The organism is Photorhabdus luminescens subsp. luminescens (assembly GCF_001083805.1).
GTDB lineage: Bacteria > Pseudomonadota > Gammaproteobacteria > Enterobacterales > Enterobacteriaceae > Photorhabdus > Photorhabdus luminescens.
In genome coordinates this window covers 504,137-530,955 of record NZ_JXSK01000004.1, presented here as the reverse complement: position 1 = coordinate 530,955, position 26,819 = coordinate 504,137, and the positions used below count along the sequence as shown (strand labels likewise).

General features: G+C 50.6%; 11 protein-coding genes and 1 pseudogene. 4 read left to right on the top strand and 8 right to left on the bottom strand.

What is annotated here, in order from left to right; translation table 11 throughout:
• The 4 genes and pseudogenes from TI10_RS13205 to TI10_RS13190 form a co-directional block, all read right to left on the bottom strand.
• A pseudogene (locus TI10_RS13205) lies at nucleotides 1–722 on the bottom strand (DNA/RNA non-specific endonuclease); the annotation flags it as partial.
• Nucleotides 723–1,203: 481 nt separating this feature from the next.
• Nucleotides 1,204–1,401, bottom strand: a complete 198-nt coding sequence (locus TI10_RS25075) for a hypothetical protein (RefSeq protein ID WP_049581114.1) — start codon at nucleotides 1,399–1,401, stop codon at nucleotides 1,204–1,206.
• A gap of 209 nt (nucleotides 1,402–1,610) precedes the next feature.
• Complete coding sequence (xerC, locus tag TI10_RS13195; RefSeq protein WP_049581113.1) at nucleotides 1,611–2,711, bottom strand: site-specific tyrosine recombinase XerC; 1,101 nt, start codon at nucleotides 2,709–2,711, stop codon at nucleotides 1,611–1,613.
• The gene (locus tag TI10_RS13190; protein ID WP_049583785.1) at nucleotides 2,698–6,012 is read right to left on the bottom strand and encodes a CHC2 zinc finger domain-containing protein; all 3,315 of its coding nucleotides are present in this window, start codon (nucleotides 6,010–6,012) and stop codon (nucleotides 2,698–2,700) included. The genes xerC and TI10_RS13190 overlap by 14 nt, the downstream gene beginning before the upstream one ends.
• A gap of 99 nt (nucleotides 6,013–6,111) precedes the next feature.
• Here TI10_RS13190 and TI10_RS13185 point away from each other — a divergent pair, with 99 nt between their 5' ends.
• Together TI10_RS13185 and TI10_RS13180 are read left to right on the top strand one after the other, a co-directional pair.
• Nucleotides 6,112–6,510, top strand: a complete 399-nt coding sequence (locus TI10_RS13185; RefSeq protein ID WP_049582796.1) for a helix-turn-helix domain-containing protein — start codon at nucleotides 6,112–6,114, stop codon at nucleotides 6,508–6,510.
• Between the two features lie 74 nt (nucleotides 6,511–6,584).
• A complete protein-coding gene (locus TI10_RS13180; protein ID WP_049582795.1) occupies nucleotides 6,585–6,827 on the top strand; it encodes a SymE family type I addiction module toxin in 243 nt (80 codons plus the stop codon).
• Nucleotides 6,828–6,925: 98 nt separating this feature from the next.
• Here TI10_RS13180 and TI10_RS13175 read toward each other — a convergent pair whose 3' ends face one another.
• The 4 genes from TI10_RS13175 to TI10_RS13160 form a co-directional block, all read right to left on the bottom strand.
• A complete protein-coding gene (locus TI10_RS13175) occupies nucleotides 6,926–7,264 on the bottom strand; it encodes a DUF6572 domain-containing protein (RefSeq protein WP_049582794.1) in 339 nt (112 codons plus the stop codon).
• Nucleotides 7,265–7,277: 13 nt separating this feature from the next.
• Entirely contained in the window at nucleotides 7,278–21,401 is a 14,124-nt protein-coding gene (locus tag TI10_RS26485) for a hemagglutinin repeat-containing protein (protein ID WP_049583784.1), read from the bottom strand.
• A 58-nt stretch (nucleotides 21,402–21,459) separates the two neighbouring features.
• Entirely contained in the window at nucleotides 21,460–23,124 is a 1,665-nt protein-coding gene (locus TI10_RS13165; protein ID WP_049583783.1) for a ShlB/FhaC/HecB family hemolysin secretion/activation protein, read from the bottom strand.
• Nucleotides 23,125–23,673: 549 nt separating this feature from the next.
• Nucleotides 23,674–24,312 carry a YtjB family periplasmic protein gene (locus tag TI10_RS13160; protein WP_049583782.1) on the bottom strand — a complete coding sequence of 213 codons (639 nt, stop codon included), beginning with the start codon at nucleotides 24,310–24,312 and terminating at the stop codon, nucleotides 23,674–23,676.
• A gap of 115 nt (nucleotides 24,313–24,427) precedes the next feature.
• Between TI10_RS13160 and serB the strand changes: the two genes are divergently transcribed.
• Nucleotides 24,428–25,405 carry a phosphoserine phosphatase gene (gene serB / locus TI10_RS13155; protein ID WP_049583781.1) on the top strand — a complete coding sequence of 326 codons (978 nt, stop codon included), beginning with the start codon at nucleotides 24,428–24,430 and terminating at the stop codon, nucleotides 25,403–25,405.
• Nucleotides 25,406–25,427: 22 nt separating this feature from the next.
• Entirely contained in the window at nucleotides 25,428–26,810 is a 1,383-nt protein-coding gene (radA, locus tag TI10_RS13150) for a DNA repair protein RadA (RefSeq protein ID WP_049583780.1), read from the top strand.
• The last annotated feature ends 9 nt before the right edge of the window (nucleotides 26,811–26,819 follow it).

Sequence of the window (26,819 nt, the reverse complement as noted above, 5' to 3'; positions counted from 1 at the left end):
TTTTCACCAGGCCCATTAAATATACTGGCGATTAAGTGGCCACCTTCATCTCCTGGATTACCACATTTACCGGCTTTACACTGTTGATAAGTATTACGATCATTCTTGGACAAAGACAGAGATCCTTCAGCAAGGCTAGTGCGACCAAGTGAATCGGTCTGGAATGTTTTATTTCCATCAACATGATAGACCGTATTCGGCTCAGGTTTATTCAGCGTCTTATTCCAAGCCCTCTTCTTACCTGAGTCTACGATAACAACATTCTTTCCTTCGGTGACGGCACCAGGCTTACCCCCTCTGTTGCTCATTCCACCGGTTACAGCCCCTAATGCGGCACCCGCCAAAATTTCCGCACGCTGCTTATCCAGACCGAACTGTTTCTCAAGTTTCTGCGCAAACTCCGTACTGGTCACAATCCCTGATTCATCCATTTGCTGCATCAGCAAAACAGACAGATCATTCTTCATGCTCCATGGAATATCTTCACCCAGTGCCTTATCAATCGCCTGACGTACTAACATACTGTTGGCGGGGAGTTCACCGTATTTTTCTTTACAAGCCGCAGGATCGGAAGCACAGGTCACAATCAACTCATTGCGTTGCGTCAGACTCAAATCTTCCATTTCTTTCACGATCTGATTGCAGTCGCCACGCGCCTCGCACCCTTTGGCTCTGGCCGCAAAATCATCGATTTGGTCAGCGCTCAAAAAGTTATTCTCCACAACAACGCATTCCATTGCGAACCTCACCGACGAACAGCGATTTTCCTAATGCCATCAGTCAGTTACAACCCGTTTTTTCCCATGTCCGTTCACCGCCGAACCCAAAACTCCCTGACGCGCTTTTCGCCTCCGAAGGCCGGTTTTTCCCGCCGTGCCCTTGTCAGGGGAGTCCCTTTTTCGGCAACGGGCGAACGTCGCCCAACTTGCTTGGGCGGCGGGTGACCGTTCTGCGGGCGCGGGCGGCATAGAGCCCGCAAGCGGCGCCCTGCGACGCTCTGAGGCACTGTGGCTTCGGGTTGCGCATAGCCTTGCATGACCACACGGTTTTGTTCAGGGAAGCCCCCCGGGGGGCTGCACGGGCGGCGATGGCGAGCACGGGAACGAGCAACGGAGCGCAGCGCAGTGTGAGCCGCGCGCAGCCAGTGAAGCAGGGTTGGGGCGGGGGGCGGTAAATTAGCGGAGGCCGCAGGCCGACCTGCCTTCAGGGGTGTTGACTGGACGATAACGCGGCAGCTAAAGAAGCACGCTGAGTTGCCGATGGCCGGCTCAGATGCTGACAGCAGAAGGCGCCAGCCTTGTGCGCCACACCCGCCAATGCCAACCCGCGGGGGCGCCAGACATAATGCCAATTATACGCATTAAGCCGCTCATGGATGCTCAGGTTGTTACCTTTGCTCATCGGCGCAGTGCGTATAATTCCCTCGCATTATGTTGAATAGGCGTTGGGCGGCCTGGACCGGCTCTACGGGGACGCCAGAGGTTAAGCCGCCTGACGACTATTTACCCCCGCGTGCGCCGATGCCAACGGGCAGTCCGGCCACGGTCTGCCCCCACACCGAACCCGCCCAGCTTAACGGGGCGGGCGGACAGTCAGCGGATATCGGGGTGTCAAGTCGGCGTCGGGCTGTCTGGCGGCGTGTCAGCTTCGGCGTACAGGTCGGCCAGTAAACCCACCTCATCGGCGTCGCTGACTTTTTCGTCGGCCATTTGCTCCGCCGGGTGGGTGCTGGCATGTACCACCTGCAAGGCCCGGATAGAGACCTGCGTATACACCTGGGTGGATTCCACGCTGGCATGGCCTAACATCGCCTGTATCCAGCGCAGGTCCGCCCCGTTCTCCAGCATCTGGGTTGCCATCGCGTGCCGGAACAGGTGGCAGGCGCCTTTTTTCTCAATGCCGGCGGCCCGGATATAGCCGCTCACGGCATGGGTGATACCGTTCGGTTGCAACCCGTCCAGACCGTCCATCGCCACGAACAGCGATTGAAGGTCCGGGGTGACCAGCAGTTGCGGGCGAACCTGTTGCTGATAGAACTGGAGCCAGCTTAAGGCCCGTTCGCCGAGGGGCAATACCCGGTCTTTATTGCCCTTGCCCTGCCGGATGGTCACCGTTTTGCGTGCCCCGTCAATGCTGTAGATATCGAGCCGGGCCGCTTCACTGCGCCGTATCCCCGTTGACCAGAGCAGTTCCATCAATGCCCGGTCGCGTGCGCCCTGCAACGTATGCGGGTCAGGCAGCGACAGGATATGCTCGATTTCATCAATGCTCAGGATATATTTTGGCAGCCGTTTTTCTTCCCGCGGCAATTCAATGTCCGCTGCCGGGTTCGCCAGTATCAGGTTCTGTTTCGTCAGCCATTTGAACCACACCTGCAACGGCTGCAACTGCGTGCGCTGGGTGCGGATACTCAGCGGCTCCCCGTTGGTCTTGCGGTACTGGTACAGGTAGCGCTGGTAACGTTCCAGTATTGGCCGCGTGATATCAGCGGCAGAGTACAGGCCCCGTTCGGTGGCCCACAGGATAAAGCGGTAAGTATGATGGGTCTGCACTTTCAATGTCGTCTCCGACCAGTTCCGCTCCTGCCGCCACGCCACAAAGCGCAGCAGCAGCGCATACAGGCTTTTTGGGTCATGCGCTGGACCCACCGGCTGACGGTAGACGTCATCGACGGTCAGGAGACTTCCTTTGCGCGGTTTACGGTTTGCCATGATTGACCTCCGGTTGAGATTGAGTGGCGGGCGCAGACAAGGGGCGCGTTTTCTTTTTTCCTTTTATCACTGTGTCTTCCGTTACCCCGACTTGTGGCACGCTGAACCCTTGTTCTGTCTGCCCTGATGGGGATTTTTTCACCCCAGACTTGACCCTAACTTGACCCAGACTTGAGGCAGACTTGCGTTCATTTAAGTCAGACTTGCTCTCATGACCTGTCGGGATGGCTTCCGATGTTTTATCCCTGTCGGGCACGGGCAATGCGTCTCTGTGATTATTTTCCTTAATAATAGCGTTTTCATCTGCCCGGACTTGTGCCCCCGCTGACTCTTGTGCTGTCCGGGCTGATGCGGGTTTTTCTTCCCCAGACTCAGGCCAGACTTGCCCCGGACTTGGGGAAGACTTGCGACCTTCCGGGTCAGACTTGCGTTCACTGCCGGCGGTTTCTGAGTCCGGTTCTCCGACATCCAGCAGGCCGCACAGGTGGGCTGCGCCGTTGTCTTCCCCGTCCCACAGCAGTTCATAATGCAGCAGGTGTCCCCGGCTGCCGCCATGCAACAACAGGTATTCCATTTCCGTCAGCCGTTGACAGTGGTTCTTGAGCTGGCTGTCGCTCCAGTGGGTAAAGGCGCGGATATCCCGCCGGGTAAAGCGCACTTCGTTTGGCTGGCAGTGCTGGATTTGCGCTTGTGCGTTCACCATCTCTTGTATCAGCAGTAACAGCTTACGCGTCTGCGGCGGCATTTCATCCAGCGTGCGCCCCAGCACCTCATGCGCCAGCCGGTTGGCGAGGGTAATGTCGTCTTGGGTGATTTCGATATATTCGATGACCTGTCCGCGGTGGGTCGTTTTCTTCACTTCACGTTGATACTGGCGCAGCAAGGCAATGGCCTGTATCAGCGTCAGGTATTTCATATGGTCGCGCCGCATCCGGGTTTTGTCTGACAGGAACGTCAGTTGATGGGCGTAAGGATTGACCACTTTCAGCGGCCTTAACAAGCGCTGGGCGTTCTGGTGTAACTGCGTCAGATAACCTTTCTCTGAGTCAGCCAGCAACCCTGCCAGTGTCTGACGGTGCCGTTGCATCGCGTGGATGGCCTGCGTCTGCTCGCGCGATTCGTTGACCGTCAGCACCAGACAGCGGTTCAGCAGCTCTTCATCCACATCAATGGCCGTCGTCGTTAACATCAGCATGACCGGTCCCTGCACCTTGTATTCCCGCGTCACCAGTTCGCCGCTCTGTTCGTTTTTGCCGGTGCTGGCGATTTTCAGCTCGCCGTCGGACTGTAACAGTTTCAGGGCATAGGCCGCCTGCCGCACGCCTTCCTCTTCGGCGATAGCCAGTATCTTGTGTTGCAGGCTGGTTTCCCCCAGATAGTACAGGCTCTGTCCGGTCATCGCCGAGTACTGGATACGCTCCTCTTCCGGCATCAGGTTCAGCACGGCGTCCATCAGGGAGGATTTCCCCGCCGCGCTGCTGCTCTGGATTAACACGGCCAGCGGTTTATCCAGTTTGCGCGAGACCGCCGCCAGATACCCGGTCAGCAGATTGGTCGATTCGCCGACCACGCCACAGGCGGCCATGTCGTTGATAATCTGTTCTGTCAGGTTTGGCGATGTCAGCAACGCCAGCGCGGCGGCTTCATCTTCTGCGCTGACCGTGACTGCGGTTGTCCCTGAGGCTTCGGCGTCGGCCTGCTGTTGCGCGTCCTGTTGCTGCTCCAGCATCAGCAAGACCCGCCCGGCTTCGCGTTTGATGACCGACAGCTCGCATTCCAGCTCTTGCGCCGCCGTGCTGATGTAGTTCTGACGATGCCGCGCGTGATACATGTCCAGTGTATCCACATGGAACAGGCCGGACGTTTCATCCCGCACCTGCACATTGACTTTCATCACATCGGGCACCGGCGATTTTTTCATCCCCCGTATCCGCCAGACCCGGGGCCCGCTTTTCATCAGCAGTTCACCGCAGGCCGTGCGCTCACAAGGCACGGGGGCAACAGTCAGCTCTGGTGGGGCGGCTAAGGCAGCCGGTTTAGCCACATCTGCATTGTGAGGCTTTTCCGTCATATCTGACGAGACGGGCCGCTCATGACTGAACACTGCACCTGGTGCCGTTCCCTGTCCCAACCAGACCGCCTGTTGCAGGGCCAGCCCCAGCGCATGTTCGGCGTTGCCACTTTTGACGGCATAGTCATTGACATCCATGCCCGGCGGGAACTGCACCCGCCACGCCTCAATGCCGGATTCCAGTAAGTCAGCCGCCACACTGGCCGCGCCACGGTCTCCGGCCTCGTCCCGGTCAAAGGCAATCAGCACCCGTTTCACGCCGTGATACTGCAAGGCGTCGAGGTGATCGCGGTTAAAACCGTTCACGCCGTAGGCGGCGATCACGTTGCGGAACCCGGCGCACCAGAAGGTCATCGCATCGATCAGTGCTTCGCACAGGATGATTTCCGAAGCCGCTTTCATCGCTTCCTCGTTCCAGACCCCGGCCAGTGGCGACGGCAGGTACAGATGCTTCGGGCTGTCTTTCAGCACCTTGTAATCCGGCTGGGTTCGGCGGCCATACAGTTGCAGCACCCGCCCGCGGCTGGCTACACTGGCCGATTCGGCCCAGCCGATCACCGGCACCACGACGCAGCCCCGGAAGTGATCCTGCCGGGTGGTCGTACGCAACACGCCCAGACCCGATAGCTTGTCACGCAGTTGCTGGCCTTCCTGACTGCTTTTGGACGGCAATAACCCCGCTGAACCGCCGATCCCGTGATGGCCCGCGTACCCCAGCTTAAAGTGACTGACCAGTTCAGGATGATTGAGTCCGCGTCGTTCCAGCCATTCTTTCGCTTCCGGTGACGCCAGTAAATTCTGATGATAAAAATCAATCACCTGGCGCAACAGCGCCTGCCCGTCATCGTCCAGATCGGCCAGTTTCGGGCGCGGCAGGGGGGCCGCCTGTGATTCCGGCTGGGCGGCTAAAGAAGAAGCGGCCACCACGGCATTGTCCATGTCCGGTAACCCGGCCAGTTCCCGCAGCCGGCGGATAGCAATTTTCAGCGTCACCCCTTCCGTTTGTATCACCCAGTCCAGCACCGACCCCGCGGCGCCACAGCCAAAGCAGTGATAGAGGTTTTTGGCCGGTGAGATGACCATTGAGGGCGTTTTCTCATTGTGGAACGGGCAGCGCAGCACATAATCCTCACCGCGTTTTTTCATCGGACGGCCCTGCTTACGCGCCAGCCCCAGCAATGAGACGGACTGCTTTAAGCGGGCTAAATCGGTATCGGGAGTGCGGGTCATAAGTCTTTCCTTTTGAACCTTGTCAATAGACATGTTTGCGATATATAATAATCACATAAAAGAGACTTTACAACAGCCAGCTAAAAAGGAAGGGGTACAATGGCGGACATTTGTGTTTTGCAAACAGGTATTGATATGTCCGTATTTTCTGAACGGCTTAAGATGCTCAGAGAAGCTCGGGGATTAACCCAATCACGGCTTGCCGAGATGATTGAGGTACTACCCAGAGTGTATAACCGCTGGGAGCGGGGACACATCGTCCCTCAACTGGAGTCCTTGATTAAGCTGGCTGATGTTTTACAGGTTTCTCTCGATGAACTGGTTGGCCGCTGCGAGACCAGCAAAGATGTGAAGATACGTAACCACATATTGCATGAACTCTGGCAACAGGCTGATTCGTTATCCGATGAGGAGCAGAAGGCGTTGATTATGGTGATTGACAGTTTTGTCACCAAGTCAATGATGGAAAAAGTTGTTATGAAGAGCGCCAAGCGCTGAGATGACGCGGCTACCATGAGTTCGCACCTCATGATGGCCGCTGACCACATAACCAACTATGTAGGAGTTGATTTATGGCTGAACGCGATTGTAATGCAAACTCAAACAGTTCGAAAGCCCAGCGCCGCTATAAAGTCGGCTATATCAGCCGATGTCATGCCGACCGCCACACTGGCATCACTCGCTATTACAGCCAGCACCCCAGTTTGCACCTCAAAGGCAACTGGCTGGAAGAGGCGGGATTTGCCACCGGACAGGCGGTGCAGGTGAGAGTTGAACGGGGACAATTGATTATTCAAGTTGTTACGGAAGATTGAGTTTGCAGCTGGAAAGTTAAAAAAGATCGAAATTAGCGCAGTGAGCAAGCCTTCTGCGCTAATTTAGTCATTGAGATCACATAGTTAATACATCTATTTTAAGCAATATCACCTTCTTCATATCTTAACTGAATATTAACAGGTGCAAGAATTTCCCCAACCTTTTCCAAAAAATCAGCACATTCATGTGGGATATAATACTTAAAATAAACTTCTATTAATATTTCACTTTTTCCACAAGAAGCAGGAAAGCTTTCGTATATCTCTCCGCTTTCAATAAAACGAATATAACTATTTATTTTTTCTTGTAGTTTTAGTAAATGTTCTTCTATCGAACCACTCCACGATAAATGATCAGTTAATCCCAGAACAACTAAGTTTTCATTGTCATTAGGTATACCTATCATATCTATTTTGTTCACATCTTCTATAGACATATTAACTCCTTACTTAATCTTTAGAAGTGGGCCTGATAATGTCAACCTTGGTTGGCGGTATTTTGCTCCCTTCTTCAAAACCCGGTTTTCCTTTTCCAACGACAGTGCCCCCCTTGGTTTCAAGTTCAGGAAAACCTTTCTTTTGATTTGTTGTTAATGGAGCAGTTGATGAGCTTTTACATTCAACACAGATAATGTTTCCTTCTTTATCTTTGCCTATCATGTCAACCCTTATTTTTGTATTACTATCTGTTTTGACAGTAATTTCTCGTGCTGATTCAACTTTATCAACTTTGAATTTATCGTAAGTAGATTGTTCAAATTCTTTACCCTTCTCATAATTCTGCCGTATTTGTGAATCAGAGTTAGGTGATTGAACTTTTGTTTTCACGCCATTTTCAAACGTATAGTACCCACCGTTGTTACTATAAATCGTGTTTCCTGAGGCATCTACTTTTCCTGTATTGCCATAAACACTACCTTTTGGCCCGATAACTGAATTCCCTTTTGGAGCATAACCAGTAGGTAATGTTGCGCCTTTTCCGACTATATTTATAGAAGTTCTATTAGCTTTTGCCCCAATAATTCCCGTCGCTGTCTCCAGCAACATCAGATTCCGATGCTCTTCCTTCACATACTGCGCCGCATCGGCTTTAGATAATCCAGCGTTCTCCAGCTCTTTCTGACGTAATTCAGTATTAAAGAACCCGGAGAGTGGCCCACCGCCACCATTTAGCCAACTACTCTGCTCTGAACGACCTATCTTATCATTGGCACGGTAGCCCGAGACCGCCAGTTCTTTACCCAGTTCATGGTTGATAAAGGCCAGTTCTTCACGGCTCAACTCGCCATTCAGCGCCATTTGTTTCAAAGTATTGATGGTCGCATCGCTGGCCTGACGGTATTCCGTCCAGATGCCTTTGCGGCAGCTGTCATCCTGACAAGCCGCCAGTTTATCGCGCATGTCCTCAACTGACGGCAGACCTTTATCTAGAATGCGCTGACTCAGTTCTTTGGCCTTGCCGCACGCTTCCGGTGACATTGTGCTGCAATCCCCCAGATTTCGGGAGGCCAGCGCATTATTCTCAATCGCATTCTTCCCGGCCTGGGCGCCGGTAACGGCGCTGCCAGTGGAGTCACCGGTAATGCCGCCTGCCAGGCCGGCTGCCAGGGTAGAAAGAGTGCTGATGGTCTGTTTTTCTTCTTCACTTAAGTCACTGACTTTAACATTTTCGCCGTGAATGTGCTTCATCAGTTCCCGGGCAGCCAGTTCACCGCCCGCCGCGCCTGCCGCGCCGGCCAGCGCGTTGTTACCACTGACTTCCGCGGCCACTGCCCCCAGAATCGCATGGGCCAGGGTATTGCTTACGACATCCACTTGATGAGTTTTCGGGTCGGTGGTCAGGTCTTTAATCACGCCAGCCAGGTAAGGGGAAGCGCCGCCCGCCAGCGCCTGACCAATATTTCCGCCCGCGAGTCCCTGAATGGCCGCGGTGGCAGCCTGTAAAGCGGTGTGGTATTTCCCACCGGTGCCAAAGCCAGATTCATTCAATGCCTGATTATAGGCGGTTTTGTAAATCTGCTCTTGAATGAGTTTCGGGGTGATGTCGGTTTCGCCTTTATCTTCCAGTACTTTGATGGCCGCTTTTCTGTCCGAGTCACTGATATTCTCCAGTTTGGCGTGGGCGGCTTTGGTGGCGATAATGTCCCCTTCTGTGCTGGCGATATCAATCACCTGCGCACTGATTTCGCCAATCAGTTGGGCCTGTTTTAGTCGTTGTTGCTCTTTCTCTTTGTCAAAGATAGGACTGAGAGCATTGTTAGCATGGTCGGTATCCCGGCTCAGGGTGGTGATATCCTGTTGCTGGTTGTCTTTATCCCGGATAATCAGGGCGCCGTCACTGACCGCGGCATGAGTAGTGCTTTGAGCATGGCCTTCCCGGTTAGCGCCGCCCAGAGTATTGGCCGCCATGTTACTGAGGAACATGCCGCCTGCTGAACCGCCGGTGCTGACACTTACGCTGTGGTGTTCGGTTTTAAAATCCGCTTTGTTCTGAATGTTGTCAAAGCCGAGAGTGCCGGTATCGAGGGTGTTTTTGTCTTTGTCTGCGGTACTGGCAATCACTGTGCCGTCAAGCTGAGTATGTTCCCCCACTTTCACTTGATAGCCGCCTTGGCCGGCGAACAGTCCGGTTTGTTCCTGTACGGAGTCAAAGTTGCTGTGGATTTTGTCGCGGCTGGCGCTGAGGTTCAATGAACCACCTGAACCGATAGTGGCACTAACGCCGGCACTGACATTTTGTTGCTTCATATCGTAGCGGTTGCTGTCCTGCTCGCTACTGAGCGTCAGGTGGCGTTTGACGTCGGCGGTAATCTGTTCGCCGCTGACCTGAGCGCCCTTAAGCGTGGCATCTCGGCCGGCATTGATGGTGACGGTTTGTCCTGCGTCCAAGGTGGTTTCGTTATGGCTTACGCCATTACCGCTTTCACGGCCTTTACCGTAGTTGGCGCTGGCGGAGAGGTTGATACCTGTGCCCCCCGGTCCGGCAGTGAAACCGACGCCCAGTGACCCTCCGCGACTGCTGTTTTTGCCGGTGGTCTGTTCGGTGTTCTGGCTGGATGAGAGCTGGATATCCCGGCTGGCATTAAGTTGCAGGTCTTTGCCCGCCTGCAACTGGCCGCCCTGAATGCGAATATCGCCGTTCTGATCTGGTGTCCCGGCAGCGGTGAGGGTGAGATTATCCCCGGTCATCAGGCTGCTGCCCTGTTGAGTGGTCTGGTGCTGTTTCAGTTCTGACCGGGAGGACTGGCTGCCGTAGGAGAGGTTAACCCCTATCAGATTGTTATTGGCTTTGTCGTCACCGCCTTTGGCGTTGGCCAGACGGGCTGCCTGAACAGCCTGTACCCCGCTAAGAGCGGCTTTAGTGCCTTGTAAAGCTTTGATACGGCTGTCACTTTCATTGTTGGCGGCTTGAACCGTTTGAACAGCGGAATTCAGGGCCCCGCCTGCGGTGCCGGACAGAGCCACGGTCAGGCCGCTTTGTTTCTGTTCGGTTTTGGTGATGGCGGTGTGACTGTTTTCCGCGCTGGTGATGTTAATGTTTTGACCGGAAAGCTGCATATCGCGACCCGCCACTGCATCACTGCCGTGAATGTTGAGCTGTTTTCCGGCGCTGAATGTCACACTGCCCTGGCTGCTGCCTACTGTGCTGCCTTTGTTGAGGTTACTGTCGATGTCAGTGGTGGATTTTTGGCTGGCTTTGCCGACGGTGAAGCCGATACCCCCTGTGCCCATCAGACCGGATTTTTTCTCTTGTTTGAAGTGAGTTTCATGACGGGCTTCATCCGCGGTCGTGATGGTGAGCTGATTGCCGGCAGCCAGATTAACATTCTGAGTGCCTGCCACGTTACTGCCGATGATATTCAGGTCATTCCCGGTTTGTACGGTCACGCGGTCGCCGCTGAGTGTGGTGCTCTGCGCCCGGCGTTCATGCACCTCATCATGGGTTTCGACGGAGGATTTGGAGAGTAAGCCTTTACTGGTCTGTTTGCTGTGTTCTATCAGGTCTGATGAAGCGGTGCCAGCATTCAGGGTGATGTTGTTCCCGGCCTGGGCGGTGAGTTGTTGACCGGCGTTCACGTTAGCTGCGGTAGCGTTCAGGTTGTTACCTGCTCGCAGTGACAGGTTACCGGCGGTGGTTATCTGGCTGCCAGTGTCACTCTCCTGAGTGAGATGGCGATAGTTGTCGCTCCCCCAGTCACTGTTTTCTGTGTGATGAGTGCGCAGGGTGTCCAGAGTCAGGTCGAGGCCCGCAGTTATCTCTGTCTGACCGTCTTTGCCCGCGTTATCTACTTCACTGGCAGTGAGACGGATGTTGTTCAGGGCTTTCAGCGACAAGGTGCCGTTGTCATTCTGGACATAAATGCCCGCCGGCCGATCCAGCCAGCGGTCAGCACCTTCTCCGCGCAGGGTAGAGGCACTGGTGATATCCCGGTTTGCCAGTGCAGAAACGCGGTCTCGGCCCTGAATTTGTCCGCCGAGGTTGGTGATGTTCTGCCGGGCGGTTAAATCCACTCTGCCACTTTGGATAAAGCCGCTATTGGTCAGATTGTTCGCCGTCAGTTGGGTGACTTCACGTCCGCGGATAGTGCCGCTGTTGGTGATGTCTTTTTGGCTATTTATTGTCACGTTTTTACCGGAGAGCAGAGCGCCGTCACCGGTCAGGTCGCCTTTATTCACGCGAGCGTAGACCTGCGGCACGGCGACCACCTGTGTTGTGCCGTTCGGCAGGGTCACGGTCCGGTTGGTCAGCCAGATAATATCTGAGGTGAGCAGCGCCATTTGCGATGGGCTTAAGGCGATGCCGGGGGTAAGTTGTTGCTGTTTGCTGAAAGCAACGCCGGCTTCCATTAGTGCTTTGAACTGGGTTTCATCGTTGTTATGGCCGGTCAGATAACGCTGACCAGTCAATTGGGTAATTTGATCACGCACCAAACGCTGTTCGTAGAACCCATCTCCCAGGCGTTTGTGCGCTAGTGCCGGGTCGCGGGTTAACTGTTGTTGCATGTAATCCGTGCCCAGCCACTTTTTATATTGGGTGAATTTAGGGTCGGTCTCCACTAAATAATGGCTGTCACTGCCCGGCTGTACGACAAACAAGCTGTTGTCCGGCAGGCGGGTATCTGGAGCAACGATACGGATAAGGGGTTCGACGCTTTGACCTTTGACGGTATCAGACGGTAGCGTCAGTTCAAATTGTTGGCCTGTTGGTAACACCAGCGGGCGATCATCCAATGTACCACTATTTGGTAGGGTGACAGTGGCAGGAGGGAGTACCCGTTCAGTTTGTTGAACTGGAGGAAGTACCGGGTGTTCAGTGAGTGCATCTCTGTTTGGTAGCGCCACTGCGCCGGACGATAATATCTGCTCAGTCTGTTGGCCTGTAGGTGAAAATATTGGGTGTTCAGTCAGCGCATCTCTGTTTGGTAGTGCCACTGTGCCGGACGATAATATCTGCTCAGTTTGTTGGCCCGTAGGTGAAAATATTGGGTGTTCAGTGAGTGCATCTCTGTTTGGTAGTGCTACTGCGCCGGACGATAATATCTGTTCAGTTTGTTGGCCCCTAGATGAAATTAATGGGCGATCAGTCGGTATGTCTCTGTTCGGTAGTGTGATGGCGTTGATAGTGGCATTTATGAACGTAACTTCACCGGCTTCTGCCATTCTTGAGGTCAGGTTAATCCCGGTTGGCGCACTTTGAACACGGTTTGTCTGCCTGTCACCTATTGTTATGCCGGTAGAGTTTGGACGAGTGTTGCCCTGCCAGGCTAGGGCTTTCAGGTCAATGGTTTCGGTTATCGGCGCTGGGTTATAGTCGTCCCAGTCTTTTCCTTGGGAGGTTTTGGTTCCTCTGAATCGACGTTTTTTCTTTTTGGCATACCAACGGATTTCGCTACCTTCATCCGTGATGATACGTTCGCCTTTGGTGGCGTTATTGTGCAGCTCGTCAATATCACCCCCTAGTATTCCGCCCGCTACGATCTGACTGTCGTCATTAGTCAGTATCGCGCTATTGATGGTCATATTACCCCCGGACAGGATTTTACCCGGATCACTCTCTTTTATCTGGGTTTCATTGATGGTACGGGTATATCGGTACTCGTAAAACTCATCATCGCTGCTACCATCCGGCATAACAGCGGTATGTACGCCGTATTTGTTGCTGTAGGAAGTGTCTACTTGTGACCAGTCATAGCGGGTGGTGTAGCCGCTCAATACTGCTTCATGACGCTGGGATTTTTCCGTTTCGACGATTTGGGTGACCAGACCGTTGTTGGTATTTTTGATAATAGCGGCATCAATCTTTAGGTTACCCCCGGCCTCAATGGTTGCCGCGTGGTTGTCGAGCATCCCGGCCTGACTAGTAGCAGTTAGGTTCTCATCCAGTTGTCCACCGATGCGCATATCTCCCGCGCTGAAAATATGGGCATGGTGACTGTTGTTGAGGGTTCCGGTGCCAATATCTAATTTATCTCGGGCGGCAATGACGGCGGCCTTATCATCTTTTGCTGTGTTATTGAGCGTGCCAGTCTTGAGGGCTATTTGGTCACCGTAAATACGTCCGGTTCCGGTGTTGTCCAGTACTTTGGCGGTGAGATGGGTCAGTTCGCCGTCAATGAGCCCGGTGTTGGTCAGCGTGTTTCGGACGTTGACTTCGGTTTGCTTAGCTCTGATTTCCGCGGCTTGGGTGTTGGTGAGATTTTGGGCTTCCAGGTATGCCTGTTCGGCTTTAATTGTGCTGTCATTGATGATGTTGCCGTCGGTTTCCAGAGACAGCTTGCCGTCGGCGGCGATGTTGCCGGTGTTGTGGAAGTCTTGTTTTAATTTCACCTCTATATCGCCCTGCGATACGATTTGACCGTCGCCGCTCAAGGCGTTGGCTTTAATTTTGACCTTTTCACTTCCAGTCAGTGTGCCTTGCTGGTTATTCACCGTCAGTTTCTGGGTTTTATCTTCGATGGTGAGTTGTTTTCCACCGGAGACTAGCCCTTGCTCGTTTTTCAGAGACTGATTAATGATAGCTTGCAGACGGTTGGCTCCCTGTAATGTTCCCTGGGTGTTATCCACCTGTTGAGCTTCAATTATCAAGTCTTGGGCTTCGGTACCTTGGTCAGGGTGATTAGTCTCCCGGTTAATAAGTTCTGCTGTTTTTAGTGTCAGTTGTTGGTCGCTGTGGATAAGGCCGCCAGTATTGTTCGTTTGTTTCGGGGTGTTAATCGTCGCGTCACCTATGGCTCTGACCTGTCCGCGACGGTTGTCGAGCTGTAGGGTATTCAGGTTCATGGTGTCTGTTGACAACAGTTTACCGTCTTGGTTATCCGTATCGGCTTGTCCGGTGTTGATGGTGAGTTTTTTGCCCTGAATGTGTCCGTGTTGGTTATTCAGTTTGCCGCTGGTCACGGTGGTGTTGTCATCGCCAATAATACGGCCATGCTGGTTGTCCAGTAGCTGCCCGTTGGTGTCAATATTGACAGTCTTTGCTGACTTTAATGAGCCATTGTTGTTGATAAGCGTCTGGCTATGAATTTCCAGCCCACTGTTACCCGCAATCAGTCCTTTTTCATTGGTAAGGGTTGTACTGGTAATCTTAGTTTTGCCATCCGTGGCGATAAAACCAGCGTCGTTGTTTAACTCACCGATATCCAGTGTCAAATCTCCTCGGGCAGAGAATTCGCCTGATTTATCTTTGTCGCCGGTGTTATTCAGGCGTTTGCCTTGAGTGTTGAGGCTCAGGTTGCCATCAGAATGGACATGGCCTTGTTGGTTATTAAATGCTTGGGTAATCAGCTTTATCTGTTGGGTGCCGACAATGGTGTCTTGAGTGTTATTTACGGTTGCGATTTTGCGATTGGTAATCTTACCAGCTTGATTATGTAAATCACCGCTGGTAATTAACATGTCGTCCTGGCTGCGGATACCGCCCCGATCACCACTGTTTTTATTAGTAAGTGAATGACCGTGTGTATCGAGAGTCAGTTTACCTGCGGATTGCAACAGACCGCCGCTGTTGTCAGTTTGGTTCACTGATAATGTTAGCGCCCCTTTTTCGCTGATAAGGGTTCCGCCCTGGTTGTTCAGTTCACCCCCGGTAACCGTTGCTGCTCCGGTACTGATGATCGCCCCATCCTGATTGTCGATATCACCGGCAGTCAGGGCCATCGTTCCTTTACTGATAACGCCTTTGGTATCGCCGCTTTTGGCGGTGGTCAGTTTTTCTCCGTGAGTATCTAGCGTCATGTTGCCGTCAGACTTTATTAGTCCACCGGTACTGTTTAACTCGCCGCTATCGAGTTGCAGGTTTTTCTTACTGACTATAGTGCCGGTTAGATTGCTTAATGTCTGTTGATGAGAATTGATGTGAGTTTCATCGCCACGGATATATCCGAGATCATTGATGAGTTCACCTGTAAGCAGTTTTAGGCTATCCCCTGCGAGGATTCCGTTAAGTTCTCCGCTATCGGTATTCGTCAGTTTTTGCTGTTGGGTATCCAGTTTCAGACTGGCAGCGGATTGTATCAGCCCACGTTGGTTGTTGACGGCTTGTGTTGTCAGATCGGCTTTTCCCTCTGAGAGGATTTTACCGTCGGTGTTGTTGAGGTTTTGGCTGGTCAGTGTAGTTTCACCTTTTGAGTCTATCACGCCCGCAGTGTTATCGATTTCGCCAGCTTCCAGGGTCAAGTCACTGCCGCTGCGTATACCGAGGTCATCCCCGCTTTGCGTATTAGTCAGCTTTTGGCCGTGGGTGTTAAGAGAAAGGGTTGTTTTGGATTGCAGCAAACCACTGGTGTTATTCAGTTCACCGGTATTCATGGTGAGTTGTTGATTCTGGCTGACAATTTTACCGCTGGTATTATCAACGGCTCCTGTTGATGTCACTTTGAGCTGTTTATCAGCGATAACTCTTCCCTGTTGGTTATCGATGGTACCCGCAGTTATTGCCAATTCTCCTTGGCTTGAGATCCCTTGCTCGGGTTGGCTGTTGCGGTTGGTTATTTTGCCTTGTTGCACATCCAGAGTCAGGTTTTTATCCGCATGGATCCAGCCTGCTTCATTATTGATACCTTGAGCAGTCAGCTTGACATTGCTTGCACTGACTATGCCTCCGGTCTTGCCGCTGTTGAGGTTAGTCAGTAGTTCGCCTTGTGTATCGAGTGTCAGATCACCCGCGGATTTCAACAAGCCGCCGCTGTTGTCGGTTTTTTTCACGGTCAATGTGAGCGCGCTGGTTTCACTGGCGAGGGTTCCGCCCTGGTTTTTCAGTTCGCCACCGGTAACGGTCGTTGTTCCTCTACCTTTGATAAAACCCTCTCGGTTGTCGATCTCGCCAGTAGTCAGCGTCAATGTTCCTTGACTGATAACGCCGCCGGTTTTACCGCTTTTGGCGGTGGTCAGTTTTTCTCCGTGCGTGTCCAGTGTCATATCGCCGGTAGACTCTATTCTTCCACCAGTACTGTTGAGTTCTCCGCTATCGAGTTTTAGATTTTTCTTACTGAATAGGGTGCCAGCCAAGTTGTTTAGCGCTTGTTGATGGGTGTTAATGTGGGTTTCGTTACCACGAATTTCGCCGCGGTCATTGATCAGTTTACCGGTAGTCAGTTCTAAGGCATCTTCCGCGACGATCCCGCTGTTTTTACCGCTATCGGTGTTGGTTAGTTCATGCTGTTGGGTGTCTAATTTCAGACTGGCTGAGGATTGTATCAGCCCGCTTTGGTTGTTGACCGCTTGTGTTGTCAGATCGGCTTTTCCTTTCGAGAGGATTTTACCGTCGGTGTTGTTGAGGTTTTGGCTAGTCAGCGTGGTTTCGCCTTGGGAATCTATCTTGCCTGCGGTGTTATCAATTTCACCAGCTTCCAGGGTCAGGTCACTGCCGCTGAGTATGCCGAGGTCATCCCCGCTTTGCGTATTAGTCAGTTTTTGGCCGTGGGTGTTAAGAGAAAGGGTTGTTTTGGATTGCAGCAAACCACTGGTGTTATTCAGTTCACCGGTATTCATGGTGAGTTGTTGATTCTGGCTGACTATTTTACCGCTGGTATTATCAACAGCTCCTGTTGATGTCACGTTGAGCTGCTTATCGGCGATAACTCTTCCCTGTTGGTTATCAAGGGTACCCGCAGTTATTGCCAACTCCCCCTGGCTTGATATCCCCTGTTCAGGCTGGCTGTTGCGGTTGGTTATTGTGCCTTGTTTCCCATCCAGAGTCAGGTTTTTATCCGCATGGATCCAGCCTGCTTCATTATTGATGCCTTGAGCGGTCAGCTTGACATTGCTTGCACTAATTATGCCTCCGGTCTTGCCGCTGTTGAGGTTAGTCAGTAGTTCACCTTGTGTATCGAGTGTTAGATCACCTGCGGATTTCAACAGGCCGCCGCTATTGTCGGTTTTTTTCACGGTCAATGTGAGTGTGCTGGTTTCACTGGCGAGGGTTCCGCCTTGGTTTTTCAGTTCACAGCCGGTAACGGTGGTTGTTCCTGTACCTTTGATAAAACCCTCTCGGTTGTCGATCTCGCCAGTAGTCAGCGTCAATGTTCCTTGACTGATAACGCCACCGGTTTTACCGCTTTTGGCGGTGGTCAGTTTTTCTCCGTGTGTGTCCAGTGTCATATCACCAGCAGACTCTATTCTTCCACCAGTACTGTTGAGTTCTCCGCTATCGATTTTTAGATTTTTCTTACTGGCGATGGCGCCCGCCACATTGTTTAGCGCTTGCTGATGGGTGTTAATGTGGGTTTCATCACCACGGATAGATCCACGGTCATTGATCAGTTTACCGGTAGTCAGTTCCAGGGCATCTTCCGCGATAATCCCACCGTTTTTACCGTTATCAGTGTTAGTGAGTTCATGCTGTTGTGTATCTAATTTCAGACTGGTTGCGGATTGTATTTGTCCGCTTTGGTTGTTGACTGTTTGTGTTGTTAGATCGGCTTTTTTCCGCGAGAGGATTTTACCGCCGGTGTTGTTGAGGTTTTGGCTGGTCAGCGTGGTTTCGCCTTGTGAGTCTATCACGCCAGCGGTGTTGTCAATTTCACCGGCTTCTAGGATCAGATCACTGCCGCTGCGGATACCGCGTTTTTCTCCGCTCTGTGCGTTAATCAGTTTCTGGCCTTGGGTGTTGAGTGACAGAGTTGAGCCGGATTTCAGCAGACCACCGGTATTGTCAATTGTCCCGGATGTTACGGTGAGTTGTTTATCAGCTTCCACAGATCCTTGATGGTTATCAATAGCACTTGCCGTCAGCGTTAAGTCTCCTGAGCTACGGATACCCTGATTAGGCTGGCTGTTGCGGTTGGTTATCGCTCCCTTCTGTCCGTCAAGGATCAGGTTCTTACCCGCATGGATTAGGCCCGCATCATTGTTAACCCCTTGGGTCTTCAGCTTCATGTTGCCTGTGCTGATTATGCCTCGGTCTTCGCCGCTGTGGGTGTTGGTTAGCAGCCCACCTTGCGTATCCAGTGTCAAATCACCCGCGGATTGCAATAGTCCACCGCTGTTGTCAGTGTTGTTTACCGTTAATGTTAGTGAGTCGGTTTTGCTGACCAGTTTTCCTCGTTGGTTATGGAGTTCCCCACCGGTGATAGTTGTCGTTCCGGTACCAGTTATGGTGCCATCGTGGTTGTCGATCTCACCTGTGGTTAAGGTGAGCTTTCCCCCGCTGATAATGCCATTGGTGTCGCCACTTTTCGCGGTGGTTAGTTTTTTCCCGTGGGTGTCTAATGTCATGTCGCCATCAGATTTTATTTGCCCACTGGTACTGTCGAGTTCTCCGCTGTCAAGTTGCAGATTTTTCTTGCTCTCTATGGCGCCCTTTTGGTTGCTTAGCTGATGTTCATGGGTGTCGATGTGAATGCCATGACCAAGGATAACGCCCGCATCATTAGTGAGTTTACCGCTGGAAATCCGTAATGCGTCTTTGGCAATAATACCGCCCGTTTTGCCACTATTGGTATTGGTCAGGGCTTGGTTTTGGGTATCCAACAACAAGGTTGACTCTGATTGGATCTGTCCACGAGTGTTATCTAATGCCAGTGTAGTCAGCTCCGCCATCTGCTGTGATACGAGTTGACCATCGGTATTGTTAACATTACCGGCGTTAAGGGTGGTTTTTCCTTTGGCGGAAATAATGCCGGTGGTGTTGTTGATATCCCCGGTACGGAGTTCCAGATTGCCATTGCTTAATATGATGCCTTTTTTGATCTCTTTTTTGTCATCATTTTTAGTGTCTTTGGTGCTTTTCTGGTCTTTCGTATTAGTTAGTTTCTGCCCATGAGTATTGACTATCATGTCACTGTCGGATTGTAATAGACCGTCAGTGTTATCCAGCTCGCCGCTGTTTAGGGTGAGTTTTTCTCGGGCAATAACCTGTCCTGCGGTGTTGGTGAATTTATGTCCTTTTGTCTGGCTGTCTATTTGCTGAGCTAGTAATAAGCCTTGATGGTTATCCAACGCCTGACTTTTTGTGGTGAGTTCTGTTTTGGCTTCGATTCGTCCGTCAACGTTTTTAATGTTTTCCGCAATGATCAGCTCTGTGCTGCCACCGGTTGCAGCGATTTTGCCCCGGCTGTTATCAAGTTGTGTTGCTGTCAGTTGGATATCTTGACCGGCTTCCAGGTGTCCATCTTGGTTATTCAGAGCGTCATCAACGGTCAATTCCAAGTTGCCTTGTTTGGCTGCTATGATTTTGCCTTTGCTGTTATCCAAGGTAGTGGCATTGATTTTCAGGTTGCCATTACCTTTAATCTCGCCATTTTGGTTATTCAGAATATTGGCAGTCAGGGACATTTTGTCCGTGCCCTGTTGCTGCATTACTCCACTATGATGGCTTAATGTGTCTGTTTTTATTGTAATCTTATCGGCGGTAGTGACTGCTTTTTTGTTCAGTTGCAGGTTGTGGGCTTGTATATCTAGTTCACCATTGGAGAGCAGCTCGCCTCCGTCACCTATCCACTGATGGGTGTTGAGTGACAGTTTACCTTTACCGGCGAGTTGAATTGTCCCGCCTTCCGTGTTGTTCGCTTCCTTGTGGACGGTTAGGTTCAGATCATCCCCATTATTGGCGATTTTTCCATGACGGTTGTCCAGATTGCTTGTAGTGATAACCAGACGTTTCCCCTCATTGAGAAGGGTCCCGCTGTGGTTATTCAGTTTTTGGGTGTTCAGTACCAGCTCGCCGTTGCCGGTTTGATTAATTTTCCCTTGCTTGTTGGATAAGTCTGGAGTCGTTAAGTTGATTTCCCGTGCGACCAGTGTGCCGCCGTCATTGTTAAATTGGCCGGGTGTTTTAGCTGTAAAGCGGTCAGCGGTGACTGTAGCGTTGGCAGTGCTAACTTCTTGCTGGCTGGCAGTGAGTTGAATGTTGTTGGCCGAAGTTTGGCTGTCGCTGAGATCAATCTTTTTACTCTGTACTTCCAGCGTGTTGGTTGTCAGATTTTTTCCATTGGCCTGAATTTGCTGTTTGGCGGTCAGTGTCAGCGATCCGGGCAGTGTAGCTTTCCCTTTATCATCAATTCCGGCAGCCAGGGTGCTGCCTTTGGCGCTCTGTATCGATTCCGCCTTGATTGTGGTATTACTCCGCGCAGCAATCGTGCCGCTATTCTCAATCTGCCCATCAACTGTGAGACGGACCTCACCGGCGGTTGCTCCTATGTGGCCGGCGTTACGTACCCCTACGCCAAATTCGGTGCCCACCAGCACGATTTTATTGGCGTACATGCCGCCCAAAGCTGCTACATCCAGCGTAAATGAGGGATTCTTGCTGCCGTCAGCAGATTTTTTCTCAATGTTCTGGTGAGCCGCATCAACGATATTACGTCCGGTGGTAACTTTCAGATCTTTCGCGTGCAGTTTGCCGTTGATGACCACCGAGCGGGCAATAATTTCGGTGTAATTTTGTTGTGAGCTGTCCAGTCCCAGATCTTCAATGCGGACTTCTCCCCGCTCAATATCAAAGCCTTTCAGTCGGCCTTGTTCCATCATGGCCTGTCCTGTGGTGAGTGTTGCGCGATGGGCGTTAATGAATCCACAGCCGTTGCAGGTGATACCTGCCGGGTTGGCAATAATCACGTCGGCTTTTTGTCCGGCGACTTCTATCCAGCCATTAAGTTTACTGGCGTTAATGCTGTTCACTTCATTAAGAATGATTTTGGCTTCCGCTTTGGCAAGCCACGGATTTCCTGCCACCATACCGCCCAGTTGAGTTTGGACTGCATTGTGACTGTTGTTAAGAATGACGCCTCGTTCATCGATATCAAATTGGCTGTAGGTATTATGCGAGATACCCGCGGCGTTAGGGGTCTGAATATCGATTTGGGGCGTACCGTTTGCGCTGTTCAGTATAGTCGGTTGCTGATTACCCGGCGCTTGTCCGTCGGCCACAATATTGGCTTGCGCTGTTAGGGAGATGCAGCCGGTTGCCAATAACAAACTCAGTCGTAACGCTGTTAACCTGCACAGGCATTGTGATGATTGCCGACGACTGCGACGGCGTACCGTACTACCTTGTCCAGAAGCTGCAATATCGGCCACGACCATCAGCATGTTCCGGGCTTTGTTAAAGATGATACGATACAGATGCTTGTTCATTGTTTCTCTCCGCTAACACTTTTTATCTACTACGCTTTGGCAACGTGGTTATTCTGAATTAGTACTGCCAGTACACACTGAATCCGGTTGTGACTGATGAGGTTTGAAAGCCATCCGGTTTGGATAGAGGGATACCGGCAAACAGGTCATAGCTCACGCTTTTCAGACTGCCGCGACAGCCCAAAACGCCGCCCGCCAGATGTTTTCCCAGGCGCCGCTCATTTCCCGGCCCACCAATTTCGCCATAATCCATGCCCATATACAGGGAGTGACCATTCAGTGGCGTTTGCCATTCCAGTTCGTTACGGCTGTACCAACCATGATCTCCATTTAATGTGCGTTCACCATCAAACCCGCGTACCGTCCAGCGGTTGCCAATTGAAAATTGATCTTGTGTTGTCAATGTTCTGGCGCTTATTTGGCGCAGGTATTGGGTTTTGTAGATGAAGGGCTGAGAAAATAGGGTAAATGGCGCAGCCAGCGCCGCAGAAAACTGGGTTGTTTTAAGTAGGGCGGTTGCTTCGCCCCGGACCTCTTCTGGCGCGGGCTGAGCGCCAAACCAGCGGGTTCCCTGTTGGTAAGTTACTCCGGCATCCAGGGTCGCTCTACCCATGTAGTGACGATGAGATAATCCTAATTTCCAGCCAGCCGTTTCCCGGCTCTGTACGTCGATTTTTTGGTCATTAATAAAGCTCTTGGATGTGCGACGATAAATTTCACCGTTAATCGAGGTTCTCTGACTGGCGTTACGATGCAAGAGTCGGCTGAGTTGGATATTCAGGTTTTTGCTTTCGCCGCTGTATTTGTTGTCTTTATTTGGACTGGCTACCTTTTGGTAGTAATCATAATTACTGGCAGTGATGCCCGCCATCCAGTATCCCACCGGTAGGGAGTAGTGGAGGGTGTAGTTTTTGCTGCTGCGACCGGAAGGGGAGCGAATATCGCGTCCACCGGAGATATAAAATAGATCACTCAACGCAAGAGGATTATCCAGATATAAAGTTAATCCGCCCTGGTAACGCCCGGTACTTTTAGAACCTGAATCGTCCAGGTAGCTAGCCAGTCGCCAATGTCTTGACTGACGCCAGTCCAGCACAATGTCGCTTTCTCCTAACTGTTCATTCGGTACAATTTCCATACTGGCTTGAACGGTAGGAAAACGTTGTAAATTTTCTAATCCTTGCTCGATATCCCGTAAGTCAAGCAGCTCTCCTTCGCGGGGAGGGAATGTGGTTATCCGTTGAATATAATTGCCGCTTTCAGCGGTATAGCGAATATGCCCGATTTTGCCCGGTATAATCATGAGTTTTAATGTTTTGGCATTAAGATTCTGGCTGGGCGCTAATACTCTGCTAGTGACATAGCCATGATTAATTAACCGGTTTTGTATCCGAGTCATTAATATATTAATCCCTTGGGTGCCCAGACATTGGTTTTCTCCCTGTTGAGCTAAACGCTTTAACGGTAACCAGTGAGGAAAATGTTCCGTGCCTTCAAGAACGACACGCGTAATGGGAAAACAGGGCGTATCGTCAGGGAATTGAGAAGGGACTGCTGTTTCAGGAACAGACAGACGAATATCCGCCGGTGGCGGAGCTAATTGGGCTTCCAGTGCTTTCTGTCGTTCTTGTTGATGAATGAGTTGCTGATCTGAAATTTCGGCGGCTTTAACATCGGTAGTAACAATAAGAAAACTAGTAAAAATAATCACCTTTTTTTTCATTATTCTTTGGCATCCCGCACGCGTCATATAATTTTGGGGGCGTATTAGCCATGAATTTGACTTAATAATCAATATGTAGATATTAATCACTGATGTGATTAATAAATGCGGATTGTTATGAATATCCAATAAAAACAAATGGATATGATTTTATTAGAAAATGAGCAATAATGAAAAATATTTTATTAATTAATAGGTTATGTGTTTTGGATCAGATGGTCTGATTTAATTCTCTATATTGATAAATATGTGATATATGTCACCAAAAATATTATTATGTAATTAAAGTTAAAGTAACTAAATAAACTATTAATTGTGTTATTAATATAGAGGGAGAGCTGTTTCTTTCAGTTATGATTGATGATTTTTTATTAGTTACAGCGTGTTTATTCGGCTATGAAATCTCTTGGCAAAGTAGGTTCTGGCAACAATTAAATGTTCCGAGCCATGCTTTAATTCCATCTACGAAGTGACGGAAATAATGGGATGGTAGAAATAATCGCCTCTATTAGTTCTGATATCAAAATGATTTAATGAGAAACTTTTACCTTATTTCTCTTCTTCTTCACTTGATTTGCTGTTGGCTGTCAGCAAATAAGGCGATTGTTGCCAGCGGCTTGGAGCTAATTGCAATAAGTTATGCGCCAGAATAAAACCAATTGCTAAAGCGAGTAAAATCATGATCCGAAGTAAGTTAGTCGTGTTATCCACCTGCTTGGACTCTGTTGCTAATTTATGGGTATCCAGTGTCAGGCGCAAAAAACCTTTTGGTTCATCTTTTCCTGGGATGGGAACGACTATTTGGTAGTTAAAGTAGCTGCCTGCTTTTTTACCATCCAAAGATAGACGATCCCGCACTGAGACGCTTTCCCCGCTATGAGCAACCTGTGTTCCATTGTTAAGATATACACTGGCATCAAGTATGCGGCTGTTTGTCGTCAGATGATGCAAATTAGCCAGTATCTGCTCATTATTAAGATCTTTGCTGCCACTCTCCATATAATCAGATAAGCTGAATGCGACTTGTTTTGCCAAGGTTTTTGCCAATTCCTCAAATTGATCCATCTGGGCTTGTTGGTGAGAACGGCTAAAATAAGAAACGCCCTGCATTAGAAATACTAATAAAGCAATGCAAATCAATATAATAGCTGTTTTATGCAGTCGGAATTTTAATTTAGCTTTGATCATAGTTATCTCTTCCAAGCTTTGGCCAACGCAATGTTGCCAGATGCAATATAGAGAGGATAGTTTGAAGCGCAATTTTTTGCTGTCAAATCATGTGGGATTACAGGAGTAGGGATTAATGTCTAATAACCTGGCTTATCACTATTTGCCGGAAGAGGTCCATAAGTGGCCGGGATTGCCACTTTCGTTAAGTGGTGAAGAAGTTATGCCATTGGATTACCGGGCTGGCGACAGTGGTTGGTTGATATATGGTCGTGGCTTGGATAAACAACGTATCAGTAATTTTCAGCATCGGCTTGGCGCGGCTATTGTTATCGTTTCTTCATGGCGCATTGATGATTATCAGGTAGTCCGTATTGCCGGGAATTTGACCGCGCGTATTAAGCGGCTGGCGGATGAGTGTCGTCTGGATGTGGTTCCTTTGGGGCAGATCCCAAGGTTGCGGTCGCCAGGTTTGCTGGTGATGGATATGGATTCAACCGCAATTCAAGTGGAATGTATTGATGAAATAGCCCGTTTGGCTGGCGTAGGTGATAAAGTTGCTGAAATTACCGAGCGAGCAATGCAAGGAGAGTTGGATTTTTCTGATAGTTTGCGGGAGCGAGTTGCTCAGTTGGCAGGGGCTGATGCTGGTATTTTGCGGCAAGTTGTAGAAAATTTGCCGCTTATGCCGGGGCTGACCAGTTTGGTACGTAAGTTACAATCCTTTGATTGGCATGTGGCAATCGCATCGGGTGGTTTTACCTATTTTGCTGACCATTTGCGTCAGAATTTACGTTTGGCGGCTGCGGTAGCTAATCAGTTAGAAGTCAAAAATGGCAAGTTGACAGGTAAGGTTATAGGGCCAATTGTTGATGCTAAATATAAGGCTGTCACATTGGTGAAATTGGCGAGAAAACTGGATATCCCATTGGAGCAGACTATCGCGATTGGTGATGGCGCTAATGATTTGAAGATGATCCGCAAAGCAGGGTTAGGTATCGCTTACCATGCTAAACCGAAAGTTTATGCGCAGTCGAAAGTGACCATCCGTCATGCTGATCTCATGGGAGTATTGTGTGTGTTAAGCGGCGGTCTCAAACACGAAGAGCGTTAATATAGTCCTTTAGGAGTACAGAGTGGCGAAAGCAGCAAAGCGGGCATTTGTCTGTAATGAGTGTGGGGCGGATTATCCGCGTTGGCAGGGGCAATGTAGCGCATGTCATGCCTGGAATACCATTACTGAGGTGCGCTTAGCCGCAGCACCTTCCTCCCGTAATGAACGGTTCAGTGGTTATGCGGGAGATGCTGGTGTCAACAGGGTTCAGAAATTATCAGAGATTAGTCTGGAAGAACTTCCTCGCTTTTCTACCGGATTTAAAGAGTTCGATCGGGTGCTTGGCGGCGGTGTTGTTCCCGGTAGCGCGATTCTGATTGGCGGTAATCCGGGAGCGGGGAAAAGTACCCTGTTGTTGCAGACAATGTGTCAGTTGTCTGCGCAGATGAAAACTTTATATGTCACCGGTGAGGAGTCGTTACAACAGGTTGCAATGCGTGCGCACCGGTTGGGGTTGCCGGCTGATAATCTGAATATGTTGTCAGAAACCAGCATTGAACAAATTTGTCTGATTGCGGAGCAGGAGCAGCCAAAGTTGATGGTGATTGACTCCATTCAGGTGATGCATATGGCGGATATTCAATCTTCGCCGGGGAGTGTCGCTCAGGTCAGAGAGACTGCCGCTTATCTTACTCGGTTTGCTAAGACCCGCGGTGTTGCCATTGTTATGGTTGGTCATGTGACCAAAGATGGCTCATTGGCGGGGCCAAAAGTGTTGGAACACTGTATTGACTGTTCAGTGATGCTTGATGGTGAAGCGGATTCCCGCTTTCGCACTTTACGTAGTCATAAAAACCGTTTTGGGGCCGTTAATGAGCTTGGCGTATTCGCCATGACAGAACAGGGATTGCGTGAAGTGAGTAATCCATCAGCGATTTTTCTGAGCCGTGGCGATGAAGTTACCGCCGGCAGTTCTGTCATGGTGGTGTGGGAAGGAACTCGCCCTCTGTTGGTAGAGATTCAAGCGCTGGTGGATCATTCAATGATGACCAATCCACGGCGGGTGGCTGTGGGGTTGGAACAAAACCGGTTGGCTATTCTGTTGGCGGTTCTTCATCGTCATGGTGGTTTGCAAATGTCCGATCAGGATGTGTTTGTGAATGTGGTGGGTGGAGTTAAGGTCGCGGAGACCAGCGCGGATCTCGCTTTATTGCTCTCTTTAGTCTCCAGTTTTCGGGATAGGCCGTTACCCCGTGATTTAGTTGTATTTGGTGAAGTCGGGTTGGCAGGAGAGATCCGTCCTGTTCCCAGTGGACAGGAACGCATATCCGAAGCCGCCAAACATGGTTTCAAACGGGCGATAGTGCCTTATGCCAATATGCCAAAAAAAGCGCTGCCAGAGATGCAAGTTTTTGGTGTGAAAAAGTTGGCGGATGCGTTATCTGTTATGGAAGATTTTGATTAAGCAGGGAGG